This is a genomic window from Marinobacter persicus, from assembly GCF_002934325.1.
GTDB lineage: Bacteria > Pseudomonadota > Gammaproteobacteria > Pseudomonadales > Oleiphilaceae > Marinobacter > Marinobacter persicus_A.
Map to the genome: position 1 here is coordinate 18,479 of NZ_PTIV01000033.1, position 20,480 is coordinate 38,958.

Annotated in this window: 18 protein-coding genes, 1 pseudogene and 1 riboswitch; of the genes and pseudogenes, 2 read left to right on the forward strand and 17 right to left on the reverse strand. The window is 58.7% G+C overall.

The annotated features are described in order from the left end of the window. Positions 1-19: 19 nt before the first annotated feature. The 11 genes and pseudogenes from hsdR to tatA all read right to left on the reverse strand — a co-directional run bounded on the left by hsdR (position 20) and on the right by tatA (position 12,235). Positions 20-2,440 (reverse strand): EcoAI/FtnUII family type I restriction enzme subunit R, encoded by a 2,421-nt coding sequence (hsdR, locus tag BY454_RS14370; RefSeq protein WP_104417219.1) that lies wholly within the window; start codon positions 2,438-2,440, stop codon positions 20-22. Between the two features lie 154 nt (positions 2,441-2,594). Then, positions 2,595-3,158 (reverse strand): nitrous oxide reductase accessory protein NosL, encoded by a 564-nt coding sequence (locus tag BY454_RS14375; RefSeq protein WP_104417220.1) that lies wholly within the window; start codon positions 3,156-3,158, stop codon positions 2,595-2,597. Positions 3,159-3,171: 13 nt separating this feature from the next. Continuing rightward, complete coding sequence (locus BY454_RS14380) at positions 3,172-4,002, reverse strand: ABC transporter permease (RefSeq protein ID WP_104417221.1); 831 nt, start codon at positions 4,000-4,002, stop codon at positions 3,172-3,174. Then, complete coding sequence (locus BY454_RS14385; RefSeq protein WP_104417222.1) at positions 3,999-4,931, reverse strand: ABC transporter ATP-binding protein; 933 nt, start codon at positions 4,929-4,931, stop codon at positions 3,999-4,001. Before BY454_RS14385 ends, BY454_RS14380 begins: the two co-directional genes overlap by 4 nt. Beyond that, on the reverse strand, positions 4,928-6,196 hold the full coding sequence (locus BY454_RS14390; RefSeq protein ID WP_104417223.1) for a nitrous oxide reductase family maturation protein NosD: 1,269 nt from the start codon (positions 6,194-6,196) through the stop codon (positions 4,928-4,930). Before BY454_RS14390 ends, BY454_RS14385 begins: the two co-directional genes overlap by 4 nt. Before the next feature lie 109 nt (positions 6,197-6,305). Next, a complete protein-coding gene (nosZ, locus tag BY454_RS14395) occupies positions 6,306-8,207 on the reverse strand; it encodes a TAT-dependent nitrous-oxide reductase (protein ID WP_104417224.1) in 1,902 nt (633 codons plus the stop codon). Between the two features lie 52 nt (positions 8,208-8,259). Beyond that, positions 8,260-10,374: a transcriptional regulator NosR gene (gene nosR / locus BY454_RS14400; protein WP_104417239.1), complete on the reverse strand. Its 2,115-nt coding sequence runs from the start codon at positions 10,372-10,374 to the stop codon at positions 8,260-8,262. A gap of 150 nt (positions 10,375-10,524) precedes the next feature. Further along, entirely contained in the window at positions 10,525-10,884 is a 360-nt protein-coding gene (locus BY454_RS14405; protein ID WP_104417225.1) for a putative zinc-binding protein, read from the reverse strand. After that, positions 10,881-11,651 carry a twin-arginine translocase subunit TatC gene (tatC, locus tag BY454_RS14410; protein ID WP_104417226.1) on the reverse strand — a complete coding sequence of 257 codons (771 nt, stop codon included), beginning with the start codon at positions 11,649-11,651 and terminating at the stop codon, positions 10,881-10,883. Before tatC ends, BY454_RS14405 begins: the two co-directional genes overlap by 4 nt. 48 nt (positions 11,652-11,699) lie before the next feature. Further along, positions 11,700-11,990 (reverse strand): annotated as a pseudogene (gene tatB, locus BY454_RS14415) (Sec-independent protein translocase protein TatB); the annotation flags it as partial. Positions 11,991-12,001: 11 nt separating this feature from the next. Beyond that, on the reverse strand, positions 12,002-12,235 hold the full coding sequence (gene tatA, locus BY454_RS14420; RefSeq protein WP_104417228.1) for a twin-arginine translocase TatA/TatE family subunit: 234 nt from the start codon (positions 12,233-12,235) through the stop codon (positions 12,002-12,004). A gap of 300 nt (positions 12,236-12,535) precedes the next feature. Here tatA and BY454_RS14425 point away from each other — a divergent pair, with 300 nt between their 5' ends. Both BY454_RS14425 and BY454_RS14430 read left to right on the forward strand, forming a co-directional pair. After that, the gene (locus BY454_RS14425) at positions 12,536-13,657 is read left to right on the forward strand and encodes a GGDEF domain-containing protein (RefSeq protein WP_104417229.1); all 1,122 of its coding nucleotides are present in this window, start codon (positions 12,536-12,538) and stop codon (positions 13,655-13,657) included. An 85-nt stretch (positions 13,658-13,742) separates the two neighbouring features. Continuing rightward, a riboswitch (TPP riboswitch) is annotated at positions 13,743-13,854 on the forward strand. Next, positions 13,844-15,217, forward strand: a complete 1,374-nt coding sequence (locus BY454_RS14430; RefSeq protein WP_104417230.1) for a sodium:solute symporter family transporter — start codon at positions 13,844-13,846, stop codon at positions 15,215-15,217. It overlaps the preceding riboswitch by 11 nt. A gap of 8 nt (positions 15,218-15,225) precedes the next feature. Here the strand turns inward: BY454_RS14430 and BY454_RS14435 are convergent, their stop codons facing one another. From BY454_RS14435 to BY454_RS14460, 6 genes are all read right to left on the reverse strand, one after another. Next, complete coding sequence (locus tag BY454_RS14435) at positions 15,226-16,527, reverse strand: Glu/Leu/Phe/Val family dehydrogenase (protein ID WP_104417231.1); 1,302 nt, start codon at positions 16,525-16,527, stop codon at positions 15,226-15,228. A gap of 50 nt (positions 16,528-16,577) precedes the next feature. After that, complete coding sequence (locus tag BY454_RS14440; protein ID WP_181049712.1) at positions 16,578-17,090, reverse strand: hypothetical protein; 513 nt, start codon at positions 17,088-17,090, stop codon at positions 16,578-16,580. Between the two features lie 2 nt (positions 17,091-17,092). Next, positions 17,093-17,416 carry a DUF883 family protein gene (locus tag BY454_RS14445; protein WP_104417232.1) on the reverse strand — a complete coding sequence of 108 codons (324 nt, stop codon included), beginning with the start codon at positions 17,414-17,416 and terminating at the stop codon, positions 17,093-17,095. 146 nt (positions 17,417-17,562) lie between these two features. After that, positions 17,563-18,201: a hypothetical protein gene (locus tag BY454_RS14450; RefSeq protein WP_104417233.1), complete on the reverse strand. Its 639-nt coding sequence runs from the start codon at positions 18,199-18,201 to the stop codon at positions 17,563-17,565. 40 nt (positions 18,202-18,241) lie between these two features. After that, positions 18,242-18,880 (reverse strand): DUF47 domain-containing protein, encoded by a 639-nt coding sequence (locus tag BY454_RS14455; protein ID WP_104417234.1) that lies wholly within the window; start codon positions 18,878-18,880, stop codon positions 18,242-18,244. Positions 18,881-19,155: 275 nt separating this feature from the next. After that, positions 19,156-20,220, reverse strand: a complete 1,065-nt coding sequence (locus tag BY454_RS14460; protein ID WP_104417235.1) for an inorganic phosphate transporter — start codon at positions 20,218-20,220, stop codon at positions 19,156-19,158. Between the last annotated feature and the right edge of the window lie 260 nt (positions 20,221-20,480).

The window sequence follows — 20,480 nt, forward strand, 5'->3', positions numbered from 1 at the left end:
TTGGCGTTAGAGGCAGGGGTTAGGAGGTTTGTTGGTAGAGTTCGTCTTCCAGGTCTTTCACGGCTTCGGTGTAGCCGGGTTTGCCGCCGAAGGCGTTGACCAGTTCGATAACGGACCCCATTTCACTGAACGGGGCGGTGTTGAGCACGGACACTTTCTCAATGGGCTCGATGCCGGCATTGGTGTACTTGTCCAGCAGTGCGTTCATCACCTCTCGGGTGGCGCCTTCATATTTGCTGAAGTAGTCGTGCCTGCGCACCTGCTCGGCCCGCTCCTTGCGGCTCAGGGGCGGCTGGTCGTAGACGATGTGACAGATAACGTCGAAGGGATCGGGTTCCTCGCCCAGTTTCTTGCCGACATCCCGGGTCAGGTCGTCCCAGATAACGCCCTGTTCGGCCAGTTCGTCGATGATGGCCTGCTTGCGCTCCGCTTCGTTCCAGCGGCGCAGAAAGTCGTCCAGGGTGGCGTACTGTTCTTTCACCTTCTTGCGGGTGAAGTCCTTGAGGCTTTCGGTAATGAGCTTGCCGTCGGGGCCCAGGTATTGGACGCGCTCTGCAATGACGCTGACTTCTACGTTGTCCACGTAGTATTTGGTGCGGCCACCACCCTCTCCAGAGCCTCCTGTTTCCCCGCCCGGGTCGTCGGTTTCCCAGCCTGAATCTGGCCCAACCTCGTAGCCTTCAGGCTTCTCGCCACACCCAGCTTCCAGTTGTTCGTCTTCGGGTATCGCATTTTCATCGTCGGGATTCACCGGGTCGTCGCTGCCGGGCGTGTAAACCTTCACCGGGTCGCCGTCGAAGTCCGGGTCTGCGAACAGTTCGGTGGCTTTCTTGAAGTCCAGAATGGTGAACCAGTGCTTGTTGTAGTCGTCGTTGATGCGGGTGCCACGGCCAATAATTTGTTTGAACTCGGTCATGGACTGGATGCGCTGATCCAGCACGATGAGCTTGCAGGTTTGGGCATCCACGCCGGTGGTCATGAGTTTGCTGGTGGTGGCGATGACCGGGTAGCGCTCTTCCGGGTTGATGAAGTTGTCCAGCTCGGCCTTGCCTTCCTGTTCGTCGCCGGTAATGCGCATCACGTATTTGCGGTTCTCTTTCACCCGCTGCGGGTTCAGGTTCACCAGGGCCTGGCGCATGCGTTCGGCGTGGTCGATGTCTTCACAGAACACGATGGTTTTCTGGTACGGGTCGGTCTGTGCCATGAACTCAGAGACCTTGCTGGCCACCAGTTCTGTGCGCTTCTTCAATACCAGCTGGCGGTCAAAGTCTTTCTGGTTGTAGATGCGGTCTTCGATGAGTTCGCCGTTAACGTCAGTCTGGCCCTTGCTGGGGCGCCAGCCCTGCAGGTCCCGGTCCAGGTCGATACGCACCACTTTGTAGGGGGCCAGGAAGCCGTCTTCGATGCCTTGCTTGAGCGAGTAGGTGTAAACCGGCTCACCGAAGTAGTCGATATTGGAGACTTCCTTGGTCTCTTTCGGGGTGGCGGTCAGGCCGATGTGGGTTGCGCTGGAGAAGTAGTCCAGAATCTGCCGCCAGGCGGAATCCTCTGCCGCACTGCCCCGGTGGCACTCGTCGATAACCACCAGATCAAAGAAATCCGGGGAAAACTGCTTATAGATGTTCTTCTCTTCCTCGCTGCCGGTGACCGCCTGGTACAACGATAGGTAAATCTCGTAGGACGGGTCCACCGTGCGGTTGGTGACCTTGGTCATGGCCTGGCCAAAGGGCTTGAAGTCGTTGTTCTTGGTTTGGTCCACAAGGATGTTGCGGTCAGCCAGGAACAGGATGCGTTTCTTCTGTTTTGACTTCCAAAGCCGCCAGATGATTTGGAAGGCGGTGAAGGTTTTGCCGGTGCCGGTGGCCATTACCAGAAGGAGACGGTCTTGCCCCTTGGCGACGGCCTCCACGGTGCGGTTGATGGCCACCATCTGGTAGTAACGCGGGGTGCGGCCGCTGCCGTCGTCGTAATAGGCTTGCTCGACCGTTTGGCGGGCGACCTGGCCTATGCCCTTGTATTGGCGGTAGAGCTGCCAGAGCGTTTCTGGCGAGGGGAACTCGTCCAACTGCAGGGTGGTTTCAGTCTTACCGTAAAGCCCGGTGCGGTCGTGGAAGAGAAAGCCATCGCCGTTGCTGCTGAACACGAACGGAGCATCCAACGCATCGCTGTAGGCCAAAGCCTGTTGCATGCCATCGCCCAGACTGTGCCTGTTGTCCTTGGCTTCGATGATGGCGATGGGGATGTTTTTCTTGTAGTTCAGCACATAGTCGGCACGACGAGGGCGGGCCCGGGTGTGCATGCGGCCACGGACAATGATGCGGCCATTGGTGACGGGGAACTCTTCGCGTACCTGGCTCTGGATGTCCCAACCGGCTTGCTTCAGGGCCGGGTTGATGAACTTGGTGCAGATGTCCCGTTCTGTGAGCTTTTTCTTGTCCATGCGCTCTCGCCGTTACGTCCGGTTTGCAACTGTCTGGATTTGCGTCGTTTTGTGTCGCTCAGGGTAGCCCAAAACGGCGTTGGCCAGAAGAGGTCGTAGACTGATAGCGAGAGCTCAGTTTCAGCCCAGCCTTTTGAAAATGCCAGCTTACTCGTCAGTGCTGAAGTGAACCGGCTTCTTTCCCGCCCTCCATGGAATCCATCCCTCCCATAGACATCCCCTGATTAAGATGCTCCATGGTCACGTCCTGAAACGCGAGGACATCTCCACCATACTCTCCAGTGAAAGCGGTAGCCTCGTCCTGGCTGGCAAACGAAGCCAGGGTTGGTCCCATCGCGCCAGTCTTTTCAGAGCCCACGACATACCAGGCTTCCCGGGCATCTATCAGATGCCGGTCGTCCGGCTGGTTCCAGTCCGCCCGGGCCATGTCATGCACGTACAGGGTGTGGTCCCGGTTTTTGTTCTCCGGCTGTAACAGCCAGGCAAACATGTCCCGGGTGGAACAGAACTTGTGAACTTTCTCACTACCCTCCGGGAAGGCTTCTCCCTTGGGGCCGGGGAAGCGGGTGATCGCCATGCCACAGACATGGCACTCGTCGCCGGATTCAATCTGAACCGGGTCGGGGCGGGCGGTTGTTTCTGCCGATTCCTGGGTACAGCCGGCCAGCAGCAACGCGGCCAACGCCAGCCCGAAACCTCGCTTTAAAATAGACGCCATGGTTATGTTCCTCTCAGATTCGACGATTACGGAAAAGCAGCAGGGCGGCGGCCAACGGCAGCACACACCACATCACCAGGGCCAGCCACAGGCCGGCTTGGCCGACCGGGAGATCTGAACCCAGGCTCAGTACACCGCTCAACGGCTCACTGCCACTGAAGGCCACAATGTTGAGCAGGCGGTAAATGTCAGTGGGGTTGAGCATCAGCAGCCAAGGCATGAGTTCCGGGTTCAGCGTCCCTTCGCTGGCCACCAGCCCGCCCAACAGCAGGAGATCGAAGATGAGCACGAAGAAAAACCAGATAGCCAGGGCCAGGCCCGCCGCCACCGGTTTTTCGCTCACCCGGACACTGATCAGATAGGCCAATGCAATAAACCCCAGACCCAACAGGATGGTGGAGCCGATGAACCGGCCCATGGCCGTCGCCAGGCTGACAATCGCCACATCCTCCACCAGCAGGGCGATAGCCGCCCCGGCCACGCCAAAACCGATCACCGTCGCCAGGGCCAGGGTCAGGCCGTGGCCCAGGAACTTGCCCAGCAGCAGTTGGCTGCGGCTAAGCGGATAGGTCATCAGCAACAACAGTGTGCCGCCTTCCTCTTCGCCCACGATGGCGTCGTAGGCCAGCAACAGGGCGATCAGCGGTATCAGGAAAATACCCAGGCTGGCCAGGCTGGCGATGGTGGCCGGCGTGGAGGCGTAGCCCACCTGCCCGGCCGCCGCCGCGCCAAACCAGGCAATGCCCAGGGCCAAGGTGGCAAACACCAGGGAAATGGCCACCAGCCAGCGGTTACGCAGGCTGTCGCTCAACTCTTTTCGGGCGATGGTCCATACGGCGTTCATTGGGCCCCTCCCCGGTGGGCAAGGCCGCCAGCACCGATAAAATGTACGTAGAGATCCTCCAGGCTCGGCTGGTGGATCGACAGATCGGCAATCGCTCCGGATGCCAGCAATTCCTGCAACACCGGCATCTTTTCGTGCGGGGCGATATCCACGCTCAATTGTCGGCCGTCCCGCCGCAGCACGGTCTCCCTGCCCCGGGTGGCGGCATTGATGGTGTTTTCCAGATCGCCAACGTCACCCGCAGAAGTCAGATCCAGGGTCACTGGCATGTTTGCCTGCCTGCGTAGCGACGGCAGGTCACCAACGGCTTGCAGGGCGCCTGCGGTGAGGATGGCCGCGCGGTCAATATAGGGTTCCACCCCGGGCAGCACGTGGGAGCACAGCACAATGCCGGTGCCCTCGTCCCGCAGTTGTCGCAGCAGCCGGTAGAGATCGGCGGTCGCCACCGGGTCCAACCCGACCGTGGGCTCGTCCAGCATCAGCAACCGGGGCTTTCCCAGGAGCGCCTGGGCCAGGCCGAGACGCTGTCGCATCCCCTTGGAGTAGGTCCGGGTTCGGGCATCCATGGCATCCGCCAGCCCCACCTGTGCCAGCAGTTCCGGCACCTGGGCGGGCGACGCGCCCTTGAGGCGGGCAAAATGGGCCAGGATCTCCCGGCCGGTCAACTGCGGATAGAACATGACGTTCTCGGGCAGGTAGCCAATATGCTGGCTCACCTTCGGGTCACCCGCTTGGCCGCCCAGCACGGACAGCCGGCCCGCAGTGGGCTTCATCAAACCCAGGATCAGTTTGATGGTGGTGGTCTTGCCGGCGCCGTTATGGCCGAAAAGCCCCAGAATTTCACCGGGGTTCAATTGGAGCGTCACGTCCTTCAGGACGGTCTCCCGGTCATAGCTGTGGCTGATGTTATCCAGCTCAAAACAGTTCATCGGATCTCCGATTGCAGAGGTTCGGGAATGCGCATCAGGGGGTGCGGATCACTGACGCCGGCCGCTTTGACAACAGGAAAGGCCTCCTGCACCCAGCGCAGGGTATCCACCGCCGGGCTGAACATCAGGACCTTGGCCTCCGGGTATTTCCAGAGCAGCCGGTCCACGTTGTCGTTGGGCTCATAGGGCACATCGCCAATGCCGTCCTGATCCCGGTCCCAACCCAGATAGTCACTCCAGTAGTTGCCCGAATCCTCCTTGGCCCAGGTCTGGGTCCGGGTGGCAACGTATTTGACCTGCCGCTGGTTATTCACGAAGGCGTTACCAAACACCTCGTTATCCTCGGAGCCGGCGGTCAGGTGAATGCCAATATTGCTGTTGGCGAAGAGGTTGCCCTCGAAGGTGTTGTAAAGGGAGTTGTAGATAAACACGGCCTTGCCCTCGGCGCCGTCGATGGACACCCCGGCGGACTGGCCCTGGGACACCCCGGTCACCACATTGCCCCGCAGTTCCGACTGGGTGATGAAGTTCATCAGGATGCCGTAATTCTCGTCATTCTCGGACCGGTTGTTGATCACCCGAAGCCGCTTACTCTGCATCAGCGCATAGCCGGTGCGGGTTCCCCGGGTGATGTTGTTCTCCAGGAGATTATCCATGGAATACATGTAGTGGATGCCGTAACGCAGATCGGTCATCACATTGCCCCGCAGGGTATTATGGTTGGCCGTCTCGATATAAATGGCATCACGGGTCTGACTGATGTCGTTGCCTTCAATCAGTGCGCCGGTGGTGTTGAACAGGTGGATGCCGTTGCCCCGATCCTGGGAACGCAGACTGGTATCGCCCCGGATATGGTTGTTGCGCACGGTGACATCCGGTGTTGCATCCAGCCAGACCCCGAACGCCGGCCCCTCCAGGCGATTATTCTCAACCACCGCCTCCTGGGCTTCCCGGGCCACGAAAATCCCCGCATCCAGCTCGTTCAGATCGCTGCCCCAGTTGCGCACGGTGCAGCCAGACAACGTCACTTTCTCGGCAATAATATCCACGGCGTTGCCCTGCCCACCGGCGTCGATCACGGTGTCGGGATGACAAGACACCGTTACCCCAGGCACCCGAATGGCCAGCGACGGCACCTGCCCGGCAGGAAGCTCAAAAGCCTCTCCCGGCTCCAGGGCATCCAGCTGCTCCTGTAGGTCCGCATGTGCGGTTAGCGATAAAAGAGCGACAGTCAGGGCCACTCCATAACGCAAAGGTGAATGCATTAATGTCTCTCTAAAAAAGAAATGACTGCACTGAAGCTTGTCTTGCTACTGTCAATTCAGGAAACAAGCCGGAGCCCCCAAACAGGAGCCCCGGCAAACGAGCGGCCTATCAGGCCTTCTCGACCAGCATGCGACCACGCATTTCCATGTGCAGCGCATGGCAGAACCAGTTGCAGTAGTACCAGTGAACCCCCGGCTTATCCGCCACAAAGGTCACAGAGGAGGTCTGCTGCGGGCTGATTTCCATGCTCACACCGTGGTTAACCATGCAGAAGCCGTGGGTCACGTCCTCGATGGTATCCAGGTTGGTTACATAGACCGTCACTTCGTCGCCCTGCTTCACCTTGAACTCGGTCAGGTTGTACTGGGGCGCGACAGAGGTCATGTAGACCCGCACCTTGTTGCCATCACGGATGACCTTGTTATCAGCCGTCAGGTTAATGCCATCCTTTTTCGCCTGCTCCCGGGCAGAGGCGAAGAACGGATCGTTGCGGTCCCAGATTTTCTTGGTCTGGGTGATCTGATCACGGCGCAACAGGATGCAGTCGTGAGGTTCGGCAAAGGTCGGGCCATCGTGCACCAGCTTCATCTCTTCGCCGGAGATGTCGATCAACTGATCGTTTTCCGGGTGCAGGGGGCCTGCCGGCAGGAAGCGGTCCTTGGAGAACTTGGACAGCACCACCAGCCACTTGCCATCGGCATCCCGCGACTCTGTCAGGGAAGCGTGGTTGTGGCCCGGCTGGTAATGAACATCCAGCTTCTGGCGGATGTAGTTCACCTTCTCGCCGTTGTAGTGCTTGATGGCATCCGCGACGTTCCATTTCACCACCTGGCTGTCGATAAACAGGGTGGTGTAGGCGTTGCCACGACCATCGTAAGTGGTATGCAGCGGCCCAAGGCCCAGCTCCGGCTCTGCCACGACCACATCACGCTCGTCCTTCAGCTTGCCGGCAAAGAGGTCGTCCAGCTTGTCGATCTGGATAACGGTACACGTCGGGGACAACTTGCCGTTGGCAATGAAGTATTTGCCATCCGGGGAGGTGTTCAAACCGTGCGGGTTCTTCGGAACCGGGATGTAACGGGTCAGTTCAGAGCCATGGCGACCGTCGACCACGGGCACCTTGGAATCGCCCAGCGTCTTGTAGTTGCCGCTTTTGATTGCCTGCTCGATGCGCTCAATATTGAACACAACCGCCCAGTCGCGATCGTTGCGCATGGTGCCGGCCAGGTCCAGCGCCTTCTCGGAGTTGTAGCAGGTGGAGCAGACGTACTTGCCGGTGTAATCGGCGTCGGTGTTGTCCAGGTTACCGTCCACAATCACCTGGAAGGCCACTTCCATGGTCTCTGCGTCGAGCGCATTGAACATGGTGAAGCTGTTTTCCAGGCTGGTATCGCTGCCGTCGTTCGGGTGCGGGATCACATACTCAGCGTTACAGAAGACATAGTTGGTCTTCGGCACTTTCTGCAGCCTCAGGCCGTGAATCGCCTGCACGTTGGGGATGGTGGTGATCTTGTCACACTTCATCACGTCCAACCGGATACGTGCCACGCGGCTATTGGCTTTGTCATTGATAAACAGGTACTTGCCGTCGTAGCTGCCATCCGTCATGGAAATGTGCGGGTGGTGACAGTCACCGTTCAGGTGGGTGTTGTCGTGGCCCAGCACGTCTTTACTTTCGTTGGTCAGGCCCCAGCCGGTGGCGGAGTCCACGTTGAACACCGGGATACGCATGATCTCGCGCATGGAGGGAATCCCGAGCACCCTCACTTCACCGGAGTGGCCGCCACTCCAGAAACCGTAATACTCATCCAGCTCGCCCGGGTGAATCACGTAATTATTACGTGCCTCTTCAGCTGCTGCGGCAAAGGCCTCCCTGGACATGACCGCCGTGCCCAGGCCGGACGCACCGGCCACACCCGCCAGGGCTGCGGCACTCATGAACCGGCGCCGGCTCAGGCCACCCTCGGCCGGTTCCGGCCGATCATTCGTTAGTTCGTCTCGTTTTTTCATAGCCATCCACTCCGTTCTACTTATCGTGGTTTTCGTTTTTTGGTACTGCTGCTTACTCAACCTGAGCCACCGGAATCTGCTCGGCGTGCCCCGGAGCATTCTGACCACGGCGTCTGCCCCGTCGCTTGACGATCAGCGGCGGGCACTTGTGGTCATCGAAATAGGTCATCTGACAATCCAGGCAGTAGTGGCACTCCATGTAGTTGATGTGGCCATCGGGGTGAATCGCCTGGACCTCGCATTCCTTGTCGCACAGACGGCAGGGGTTGCCGCACTCCTTGCGCCGCTTGAGCCAATCGAATACCCGCAACTTGGTGGGCAGGGCCAGCGCGGCACCCAGGGGACAGAGGTAACGGCAATAGACCTTTCGGGTGAACAGGTTGACCACCAACAGGGCCACGGCGTAAACCACGAAGGGCCAGCTGCGGGCAAAATGCAGGGTGATGGCGGTTTTGAACGGCTCCACTTCCGCCAGCTGTTCCGCGGTGCCCATGGCTTCCAGCGACACGCCGAACAACACCAGCAGAATGATGTACTTGATAGCCCACAGCCGTTCGTGCCAGACGAAAGGCACCGTGTACTGGGGAATCTTCAGTTTCCGGGCGATTTCATTGAGCAGTTCCTGCAGAGCGCCGAAGGGACACAGCCAGCCACAATAGACCGCCCGTCCCCACAGCAGGACGATGCCGGCAACCACAGCCCAGAGCACAAACATGATCGGATCAATCAGGAAGGTTTCCCACTTGAAGCCACTGATCAGGCTGTTGGCGAACGTCAGCACGTTGACGATGGATAGCTGCCCGAGCGCATACCAACCGATAAAGAAAAGGGTGTAAACGAGGAAACCATGCCGGATCCAGCGCATCATCCGGGGCTTTTTTACCAGCCAGTCCTGGAAGAACAGGATGAACAGCAGGACCGCAATGCCCAGCCCAAGCACCGTGATCTGGAACTGTTTCTGATACCAGACCTGCACCCACATGGGCTGAGACTCCAGCCACTCTTCCTCGGTAACCACGGGCTCTGGCCGGGTGTAGTATTGGTCTGGCAACTGGTACTCCAGCGGGAAGACCTGGAACTCGCTGTCCAGTGGTCCGGTCTGGCGCTTGACGGTCAGCTCCAGGGTCCAGGGCGTGCCCGGATCAAAGTTGTACTGCTGGCGAATGATGAAGATCGCCATTTCATTGAAGTCCGGCATGCCCTCGGCATACACGTCGCTGAGACGGTAATAATCCAGGTCCCGGAAGTTGAAAGTGTCACCGAACTGGCGAATCTGAATGCGGTCAAAAATGCCGCCGCGCACATAGCCCGACCCCTTGAACGAGTAGTCCCCGTTAGCCATAACGGCAATGGCGTGTTCGCCGGGCTTCAACTCGGAGGTCAGCCGCTGGTACTGGTTTTCACCCAGCAGGTTGCGGCCGATGGTAGGCACATCCAGATAGGCGGCATAGAGGTCAATCAAGGTCTCGTCACGCTCTTCCGGTGAGGCACGGTCCACGTCTGCGGCAGCCGTGCCCTCAAAGGCATCGTCCACCTGGCCGCGGGTCAGGCGCAGCCGGCGCACAGCGCCGTTTCCGGTCAGTTCCTCCCAGGTGCGGGGCTGGAACCCACCACTCTCAACCTGCGCTAACGGCGGCCGGTTCGACGCGCCACCCTCAACCACACCGATTTCCACGCCCACCCGATGCGCCGTGCGCATCAGCACTTCGTTAACCACCATGACCGTCACTGTGGCACCGGAAACGCCATCGACAGCGACCTTCCGCTCATTCGACGTGCCACCGACGGTGACTTTCTGGTCGGCTTTCAGGCCAACGTACTGATCAGTGAACTCGTGCAGCTTGCGCTCAGGGATGCCAACCAGAAGAATCGGTTCGTGATGCTCGATAACCTTGGCGGCACGGATTTCCCCCTCGGGGTCCAGAACCACCACGGCGTTGATTGGCTTGCCGGAATAGGCGGGTGTCTGGACAAAATCCAGACTCTGGTAGACATAACCCTTGAGCTGATCACCGGCATACAGGGCCTGGATGGCCCGGTTGTCTTCCAGTGGTTCAGAGCGGGTGACTTGCGGGAAGGTGTCTTCAATGACCTGACGGCCGGCCACCGGCTCGTATTTGGAAACGGGCGCCGCTTGCAGTGCGGTGGAGGACAAGAAGCCACCCATCAGGACAAAAAACAGCGCAATCCTGAAAATCAGCGTCACATGACCCCCCCAGCAAAATGTTTGATGCTCTCTAATGCTATGTGAATTAGTTTCAAATCAAATACCTCTTATTGCATACCCATTAGAGGCAGCTCCCGGCATCGAGCCCTCTCAATCCCGGTCGCTGACGATGACCCGGCAGACTTCTTCAACGGCTTCCTCGCCATAGCTCTGGCCGTAGTGTTTGCCGAAACCGAAGTCGTACAAGCGAACGTGGCGTTCCGGGTTCACCCCGATGTTTTCCAGGCAGGCACGGGCACAATGCAGGGGGCAGCCGTCTATGACAGTGATGGGACGACCGGATTGGGCCGTCTTGACCAGGGCGGGTACCTGTCCACCCACGCCAGAGATACAGGACATCTCGAATACACCATCGTGGTCCAGGCGCACTGCGGCGTTATTGGCCAATTGGGCGACGTCAGAGCAGCCGGAGCAGGCGTAGATCAGTGGTCGCTGCTTCCTTGGTTTCATGCGTTTCCTCCAGTCGTTCCGCCCGTCTCCCGGCAGGCCAGGCGGCCGAAGATAATTCCGAACTCAAACAGGACCCACATGGGCACGGCCAGCAGGGTCTGGGAGATGATATCCGGCGGTGTCAGCATCATGCCGATGACAAAGCAGGCCACCACCACATAAGGACGCTTGGCGGACAGGGCCTGTGGCGTGGTCGCGCCGGACAGGATAAGAAGCACCGTAGCGATGGGAATTTCAAAGGCCACGCCGAAGGCGAAGAACATCTTGAGCACGAAAGTCAGATAGCTGTCGATGTCCGGCAGCTCCACAATGCCTTCCGGACCTATCGCGGTGAAGAACCCAAACACGAGGGGAAACACCACCAGGTAGGCGAACACCGCGCCGGCATAGAACAGAACCACAGAGGTGAACAGCAACGGGAACGCCAGCCGCTTCTCATGGCTGTACAGCCCCGGTGCAATAAAGCTCCAGATCTGGAACAGGATGTAGGGAATGGCGACAAACACCGCCAACACCAGCGCCAATTTCAATGGCGCAAAAAACGGCGAGGTAATGTCTGTGGCGATCATGGTCTGGCCACCCGGCAACAATTCGCGCAAGGGCTCTGACACCAACAGATAAAGTTCATTGGCAAACGGGTAAATGGCCACAAAGCAGACCGCTGCAGCCAGCACCACTTTTAGCAGCCGGCTGCGCAACTCCAGCAGGTGCTGGATCAGTGGCATCTCCTGCTGCTCCGGGGACGATTGTTGGGTGTTAGCGGTCATGAGCGGGGCCAGAACAAGGCGTTAAGGTGTCTTGCCGGCATGCGCGGCGTCGTTGTCGGGCATGATCATGCGTTCGTAGTTTTTGGCTTCGTCCAGGGCACCACGGACACTTTCCTGCACATCTTCAAGGCCAACATCCCCTGCCTGGCGAAGCTGCTCGCGCAACTCTTCGGCCTTGAGCTGGCGGTCCAGTTCCGTGGTGAACTCGCCAACCATGCGGCGCGCGCCTCCGATCCACCGGCCGGCAGCCCGGGCCGCCGCCGGTAATCGCTCGGGGCCTAATATCAGCAGCGCAATCACGCCGCAGATCAGCAGTTCAAGAAAGCCGATGTCGAACATTGTGGTCGCGCTTAGCCTTGGCTTTCCCGGTGCCTCTGTTCGGCACTCACCTTCTCTGAGTTTTGGAAGTCCAGTGCTTCCGGCTCACTGGATAGGCTCCCATCCTCATTCATGGACTTTTTGAAACCACGGATCGCACCGCCCAGGTCCGTGCCAATGCTCCGCAGTTTCTTGGTTCCAAACAGCAGGATGACAATGGTGAGAACAATGAGAAGCTGCCAGATGCTGATACCACCGATACCCATAAGGAATCCTCGCTTGAATATTTCAGATGCGATTCAGTGTATGCCGGCGCCTGGCGGTTCAGGAATTCCTCCTTTGGGGTACCCCATTTACATCTTTCCTGGCGAATCGCCCGCCAGGATCCGTGCCGTGAAACTGACCACGATCAACCGGATCATTAACAGTGGTGCCTGCCACTAGCGGGTCGTCCATTCTTCTGCCATCGTATGTCTTCAATAACAATTCCGAATCCAAATCGTTGCCCTACCCGCGGTTTGGTGCAAACGTGAGCATCCAAAGGCAGACATCAACTAGGACGATGCATGTTTGAAGTTATGAATGATCTCCTGAGCGCGGGCCGACACTCGCGTTATTTCAATCACACACGCAGTTACAGCCTGTATTCGCGGGTACGCACCATTGCCTGGATTCTCGTGGTGCTTCAAACCGCCTGGATTCTGGTGGACTGGCTGCTGCTCCCGGAAGACGTCAGCAGTACCATCGCTTACGGGCGCATTGCCGCCAGTGCGTCCTGCCTGGCACTGGGTGTGTGGTTCAGCCATCCCTACCGGCTCGAGGTCTCACTGTTTCGTCTGCTGTTGCTCGTGGTGGTGCTGACGCTTTTCCAGACCTGGAGCAACTGGATACTTGTTGGTGAAGGCTTCGAATCGGAAGTCGTCGCCGGGTATGCTTTCTTCCCCTTCATGATCATTACCATGATCGCCATCTTCCCGCTGACCATCCTGGAGGTGGCCGGTTTTGCCACCTTCGTCATTCTGGTGGAGCTGATCACGCAGCTCTGGAGCGGCAAATTCGGTTTAGTGGACGGCCTCAACGATTTGTGGTTGTTGGCGGTGCTGGGCTGCATTGCCGGCTGGGCGTCAGTGAACCAGCTCAGCATGCTGCTGGTACTTTACCGTCAGGCCACCCGCGATCCGCTGACCGGGCTCGCCAACCGACGCCAGGTGATGGATCAACTGGACGGGGACATCGCGGAGGCCCACGAAAAAGGCACGCCGCTGTCGGTGCTGTTGTTTGACCTGGACAAGTTCAAGAGCTTCAACGACAACCACGGCCACGCCGCCGGCGACCTGGTACTTAAGCAGTTCTCCAAAATCCTCAAGGACAACGCCAAGCGCAAGGTCGATCTGGCCGGGCGCTTTGGTGGCGAGGAGTTCTTGATGATCCTGCCAGGCCTGAATGAGGCGGAAGCCATCGAAGTGGCGGATGCCGTGCGTGACGGCTGCCACAATACCAAACTCAAGGTGCCCACCGGCGAGGAAGTCAGCTTCCGGACCAGCATCGGCATCGCAGTCCTGCATGACAAAAACGAGGACCGCACCCGATTGCTGCAGCGGGCCGACGAGGCCCTCTACGCCGCAAAAGATGGCGGGCGTGACCGCTACATGGTGGCGCCGCTTGATACCGGGGCAGACGCAGCCTGATACCCATTGGTTATTTAGGCTTTCCTGCCGCCATATCTTCAAGTTGCCGTTAGCCTGCCACACCTTTACCATCACACCTCCACAAAACAGTCGACAGGGGAGTCCCGGTTCCAAATACCGGGGCTGAGAGTGCCATTGGCAGACCCTGGAACCTGATCCGGTTCACACCGGCGGAGGAAGCACGACATGATGATGACCCACCTGGCCGCCATAGTGGCGGCATTGTGCCTGTTTGGTTGGCTGGGCCTGCGCGCCCGCAAGACTGCCGAAGGCCTTGATGACTACATGACCGCCCGCAACAGCCAGGGCGCGACCACCATTGGCCTTTCCTTTCTGGCATCCGGCATGGGTGCCTGGATTCTGTTTGCCCCGCCGGAAGTCGGCGCGTTTGTCGGCCCGGTTGCGCTGGCAGGCTACGCCCTGGGCGCGGCACTGCCCTTTATTGTTTTCGCCGCGCTTGGCCCGCTGATTCGCAAGCGACTGCCCCAGGGCCGAAGCATCAACGAGTTTGCCGAGCAGCGTTTCGGCAAGGGTCTGCGTCGTTGGGTGTCTCTGGTTTCGGTGCTCTACATGCTGTGCTTCCTGGCGGCAGAACTGACGGCCATTGGCTCCATCACCGCGCTGCTGTCCGACCTCAACGGCGATCTCGTGATCATTGCCGTGGCCGTCACTACCCTGATCTACACTACCTGGGGCGGGCTTCGGGCCAGCCTTGCCACCGATCGCTGGCAGGCGCTTCTGTTGATGGCCTTGCTGGCTGCGGTGTTGTTTGTGGACTGGAAGCACCTGCCGTCGGCGGCTGAATCGGCCGACATGCCCGGCATTCCTTTCTGGAGTGCCGTGAGTGTAGCCCTGACACTGGTGCTGGCCGTGACCGCAGCAAACCTGTTCCACCAGGGCTATTGGCAGCGGGTCTGGGCGGCCCGTGACAGTACCTCACTCTGGAAAGGAGCCATCCTCGGCGGTGGCACCACCATTGTGGTGGTCGCGGTGGTAGGTGGCCTGGGCATGAGCGCGGCCATGGCGGGACTGGACCTGGGCCAGCCACCAATTCCATTTTTCGCGCTGCTCAATGAAGCACCTCAGTGGCTCGGGGCTGTCGCCCTGGTATTGGCTGTTACCCTGGTTGCCTCGTCAGTGGACACCCTGCAAAACGGCATCGCCTCCCTGGCGGTGGCCGAGAAAGCCGGGCTGACACTGGCTGGTGCTCGCTGGCTAACCGTGGCGTTGATGGTACCGGTGGTTTTGGTGGCTCTGCAGGGCGCTTCGGTGCTGCGTCTGTTTTTGATTGCCGATCTTCTTTGCGCAACAGCGATCATTCCGGTCCTGATGGGCCTGTGGCCACGAGTCTCCACCACAGCGGCCATGGCGGGCGTGCTAGCCGGCCTGATCGGCGCCATCCTTCCTGACTGGGCAATGACCGGCAGTCTCAAGGAAGCACTCTATATCGCCAGTTTCCCGGGTGGCGCCCCGACACTCGCGCCCTTCGCGGGCGCGATACTGGCCTCTGCCGGCGTTACCCTGCTGCTGACGCTGATCGGGAGCAAGCGGGCGAGCTGATCGGCCGATCAGCTTCCGTCTTCATTGAAGTACTGCTGGGTGCCACGGCTGGCAATGGCCGTGGCTATCCGCTCAATGCTCTGGAGATAGGCCGCAACCCGGTAGTCGACGTCCTCTTCGTTCGCCCGATCAAAGCAGCGTTCCGCCTGGCCCACGATCTGCTCTTCCAGGCGCTCGTTAACATAGCTTTCCGACCAGTAATCGCCCGTCCGGTTCTGGATCCACTCCAGATAGCTGACAATCACACCGCCGGCGTTGGCCAGAACATCCGGCAACACGGTGATCTTCCGTTTGCTTAAGCACTTATCGGCCTCAGACGTCACCGGGCCGTTGGCGATTTCAAGAATGGTATCGGCTCGCACCCGCTCCACGTTATCGGCAGTGACGGCATTCTCCAACGCGGCCAATACCAGCACATCCACATCCAGTGCCAACAAATCGTCGTTGCTAATCTGCTCAACATCACTCTCAGTGCAGACGGACGACTCACAGTACACCATGCCTTTCAGTTCACGGGTTTTGTTCTTGTGGCGCCAGATGGGCTCCGGGTCCAGGCCCTGCTTGGCGTATATGGCGCCGTGGGAATCCGACAGCGCCACAATACGATAACCTGCCTTCTGGGCCAGACGAGCAAAGTGATAGCCGGCATTGCCAAAACCCTGTACGGCAACGGTCATGCTTTTTGGATCTTTGTCTTCTCGCTTAGCCCACGCATCAAGTACCTGGAGGGCGCCCCGACCGGTCGCGGCTATGCGTCCTGCCGACCCCCCCATGCCAACAGGCTTACCGGTAATAACGCCCCGAACCTGTTTGCGGGTTATCTCCGAATACTCATCAGCCATCCAGCCCATGACAATTTCATTGGTATTAACGTCCGGTGCTGGGATATCGCGATCCGGGCCGATGACGTCGTAGAAGGCGCGGATGTAACCCCGCGATAACCGCTCCAGTTCCAGGCGGGAAAGCGTTTTGGGGTCCACCTGTACACCGCCCTTAGCGCCACCCAATGGCAAGTCCACCACCGCGCATTTGAGCATCATCCAGAAACTAAGGGTGGCTACCTCATCCTCATTGACGCTGGCATGGAAGCGGATGCCACCCTTGCCAGGGCCTCGACTCTGATCATAAAGCGCGCGCCACCCCTTAAATATCCGCAAATGGCCGTCGTCCATACGAACTGGAATGGCGGCCTGATGAATATGGTTGGGTTGCTGGAGCTGTTGACGGACATCATCGCCGATATCGAGACGGTCGAAGATGTCTGACATCCGCGACTGGGCATCGCTTAAAAGGCTGGAGCTCTTACTCATGGAGACCTCCCGAATGATTCAGTGGGAGAGAAACGGGGCCTGGGCGCTGGCTACGGTGTTTCCTCCGGGTTCGGCGGCACGCCGCTCTCCTGTTCGGGCCCATCGCTGGCATCCGGTGCGCCCTGCGCCTGGGTCTCGGCATTTTTCATCAGGATGGTACCCCCTTGTAACAGCAGGGATTTCAGTCGGGCATCACCCTGCTCCGCAATCCCAACGGCAAACGCCATTAAAACGGACTCCCAGGGATTCTTGCGGATCAGCTCGCGGAGCGCATCAATACCCGAGCCCGAAGAGCCCGTGGTTGATTTACCTCGTTTGGGAGCGGCTCTGGGACGGACCAGGCGCTGGAAGAACAGTGCCAACAACAGCAGGCAGACAAAACCAACCAGCCATAGAGCCCCGGTTTCGCCAAGCCATGGTGTCAGCGACAGGACCGCCGCCTGAACCAACAGGAAAAAGCCGGTAAGCAGCAGGGCGGTGAGCAAGACCATTGCCAGCAGAAAACCAATAACGGCCGCAACAGCCTTGCGCAACGCACCCTGGACCTGTTCAGAGTCAAGCATGATCAGCGGTCAAACAGCTTACCCACCAGGACCCCGGCCAGGAACATGACAATGATGCTCAGAAACGGCCGTTCTTCGATTCGGCTCTCTACGTCATGAGCGGTTCTATCTCCGGCATCCCGTGCCCGGCGCAGTGCTTCGTCGCCTTTCTGCCTGACACTGTCGAGGGCCTCCAGGCTTTCGCGGCGGATTTCATCCCGCAGGCTACTGACATTGTGTTTCTGGTTGTCCGAGACGGTGCGGGTCAGCTTGGCCAGATCGTCCCGCAACGCCTGAACGTCTTCCTTCACCTGCTTGTAGTCGTCTTGTGAGGATTTTGCTTCCATTTTTGCCTCCTTATTGACAGTAGACTCACTGTTCGCGTGGCATGTTCGAAAATGCAATACACCTCTCGCCAGTAATGAAATTCAAAAACATAAATGACGAAAGCATTCAAAGCCTAGCACAGGATGGGAAATTTACAGGGAATGGGCTATTGAGACTGGTCGGAACTGTCAGACTCTGAACGTCCTTTGCGCTCCGGGCGCAGTTCCGTTTCAAGCCAGCGACGTACCTCATGCCGATCTTTACGCCGCACCAGCTGTTCACTGTGGATGTTCCGGGGAAAAATTTGCGGCTGGCCCTCATGGTGCAGGGTGAAGCTGCGACGCACGCCAACCGGGTATTTGCTGGGGCCATGAATAACGGCGGCCCGGATTTCCATATCGACAATGTCCTCAAACAGGTAATCCGTGTCACTTTCCTCGCTACGGCGGCCGAGAATAATATTCCGGAACGAACCGAGCACCAGGTATCCGCCGGGCTCCAGCGGGCCCTGGCGCAACACCTGATGGACATTGGAATCATCGGCCTGGATGCGCCGGTATTCGGTGACGGTCATGGTTTTTTCTTCGCCGTCCCGCGTGAACAGGGCCACCTGCACACACTGCACATGCACGGTTTCCTTACCCATGTTTACCAGCAGGCACAGGGCATCGGGATTTTCATTCTGGGCGTGGTGGATCACCAGGTAGGGCCGGTTATTACGCTGATATTGGATGAAAAACAGCTGGAAATAGACAATCCAGACCAGCGCCATGATGGCACTACTGACGGGAGCGATATACTCCATGAACAAAAACCTCTACGCCTGCATCGAAAAAACTGCTGCCTCACACCAGTTTAACGAAAATATCGTGTAACACATTGGCGGCAGAATGCAGGCGACGGGAACTGTCCATCAGGTGATGATAGATCTCCCGCTTCTTGAGCATTTCCACGGTCACCTCGCCCTGGAACAGTTCCGCGAGGCTGTGCCGGTATAAACGCTCAATGCGGCGATGGGCATGGCGGGCGGCATGGGCTTCGTTCTCGGCACCTGCGGGATGAGTGGCCAGTTCACTGAATCCACGCTGCAAGGCTTCACAACCGTGGAGCAGCTCATCCAACATGGCCTGCATGTGTTTGTCCGGGTCCACGCCGAAATCCAGCATTTCGTTAATAGTGCTTTTGCTGTGGGTGACAATCCAGTCCAGCGCTTCAATGGCACGGTAGATGTCTTCCCGGTCAATGGGGGTCGAGAAGGCTCGGTTCAGCAAATGGAGGTTACGAATCTTCAGTGTATCCGCCGCGTGCTCGTCATCCGTCAGCTCGTCAGACAACGCCTCGGTTGGGCCATTCATATACTCATGCAGGCTCGCCATGGTGCCTCGCACCTGACGGCTCTGTTCGGCCAGCAGCGAGAAAAAGTCCGGCGACTTGGGAATCACCTTTGCCACCAGCCGGCTTAGAACGCTTTCTTTTCGCGCCATTGGAGAACTCCTTTCTACGTTGTCAGGTCGGATTCACGGGGTTAGTGTCCCGTCTGGCTAATTCCTTAACCTACTGCTTGTCTCTGAGGACTCTGACCAAGGCGCCTGTGTGAAGGTGTGGTGGCTCCACACCAAGCACTGGCAACACAGGCTCAGAGTCCTCAGAGGCAAGCCCTTCGGGAGATTCTGAAAAGCCGAATAGCGTCGTTCTGCTGTCTCGATTTGGAACCACCAAGTCTTCACCAGCACGCCTAGCTCTTCGGCTTTTCAGGATCTCAGTAGGCTAAGGAATTAGCCAGACGGGACACTAGGCCTGCGAGCCAGACCACCAGGTATACAAGCATGGCCAGAATGCCGGCGCCAGGAATGGTAATCACCCAGGTTGTCGCAATTTCCCGGGCCTTGGTCCAACGCACCGCCTTCGGCCGCTCGGAGGCGCCCACCCCCATAATGGATGAAGACACAACATGGGTGGTGGAGACCGGGGCACCGATCAAAGACGCCAGGAAGACCACCCCGGCAGAGGTCAGCTGGGAATTGAGGGCGTGAAGGGGACGGATCTTGTAGATGGAGAACGCCAGTGTGCGCACGATTCTCCAGCCGCCCAGCACCGTGCCCAGGGTAATCGCGGAGGCACAGATCACCACCACCCAGAGGGGAACGTGAAATTCGTCAATATCCCCCGCCAGCAACAGGCAAAGGGTAAGGATGCCCATGCTTTTCTGGGCGTCATTGGCGCCGTGGGAAAACGCCAACCCGGCTGCGGTCAGCCATTGGGCAGCGCGTAATTTACGGTTCATCAGGGGGCTTGCCGCCCGCAGCAAAAACAGCGTGCCTCGCTGTAAGACAAAACCAACCCAGAAACCCGCAATTGGAGACAGGACCAGAGCCAGAAGCACTTTGGTCACGCCCGTAAACTCGCCGCGAGTGAGCGCCTCCATACCCCACACGACCTGCTCGGGGCCCGCCGAAACCACCACCGCGCCACACATGCCGCCAACCAGGGCGTGGGAGGATGACGACGGCAGCCCTCGCCACCAGGTCAGGAAGTTCCAGGCGGTCGCGGCCAGAATACCGCAAAGCACTACCGCCAGGGACAAGGTTTTGGGCAGGTCATCCAGGATTACAAAGCTACCAATGGTATTGGCCACTGCTGTACCACCCAGCACGGGCCCCAGAAAGGTAAAGCCGCCCACCACGAACACAGATTGGATGGGCGTCATGGCCCGGGAGGCAATGACCGGGGCAATCATGTTGGAGGCATCGTGAAAACCATTGGTGAAGTCGAACAACACCACAGTGCCTATGGCCGCAAAAATCAGCAGCCCCACAGTATCCATCAAGTTCATATCCTTGCGTTGGGAACGAACGGCAAACCTATGCCACCACACGGTATGGAAGGGGAGGCGACATATAAACGGGCAGGCATAGTATCATCGGAAGGATGCTACACATAGGCAAAGGGAACCATGGCCGAAAACAGAAAACCCGCCAAAGGCGGGTTCCAGACTGCTGACAAACCCTCGCCATCGCGGCGGGGGTTTGTTGTAATTGGGGTATCGACTTTTCAGAGGCTGCCCCATGCTCAAAGAGCCGTCCC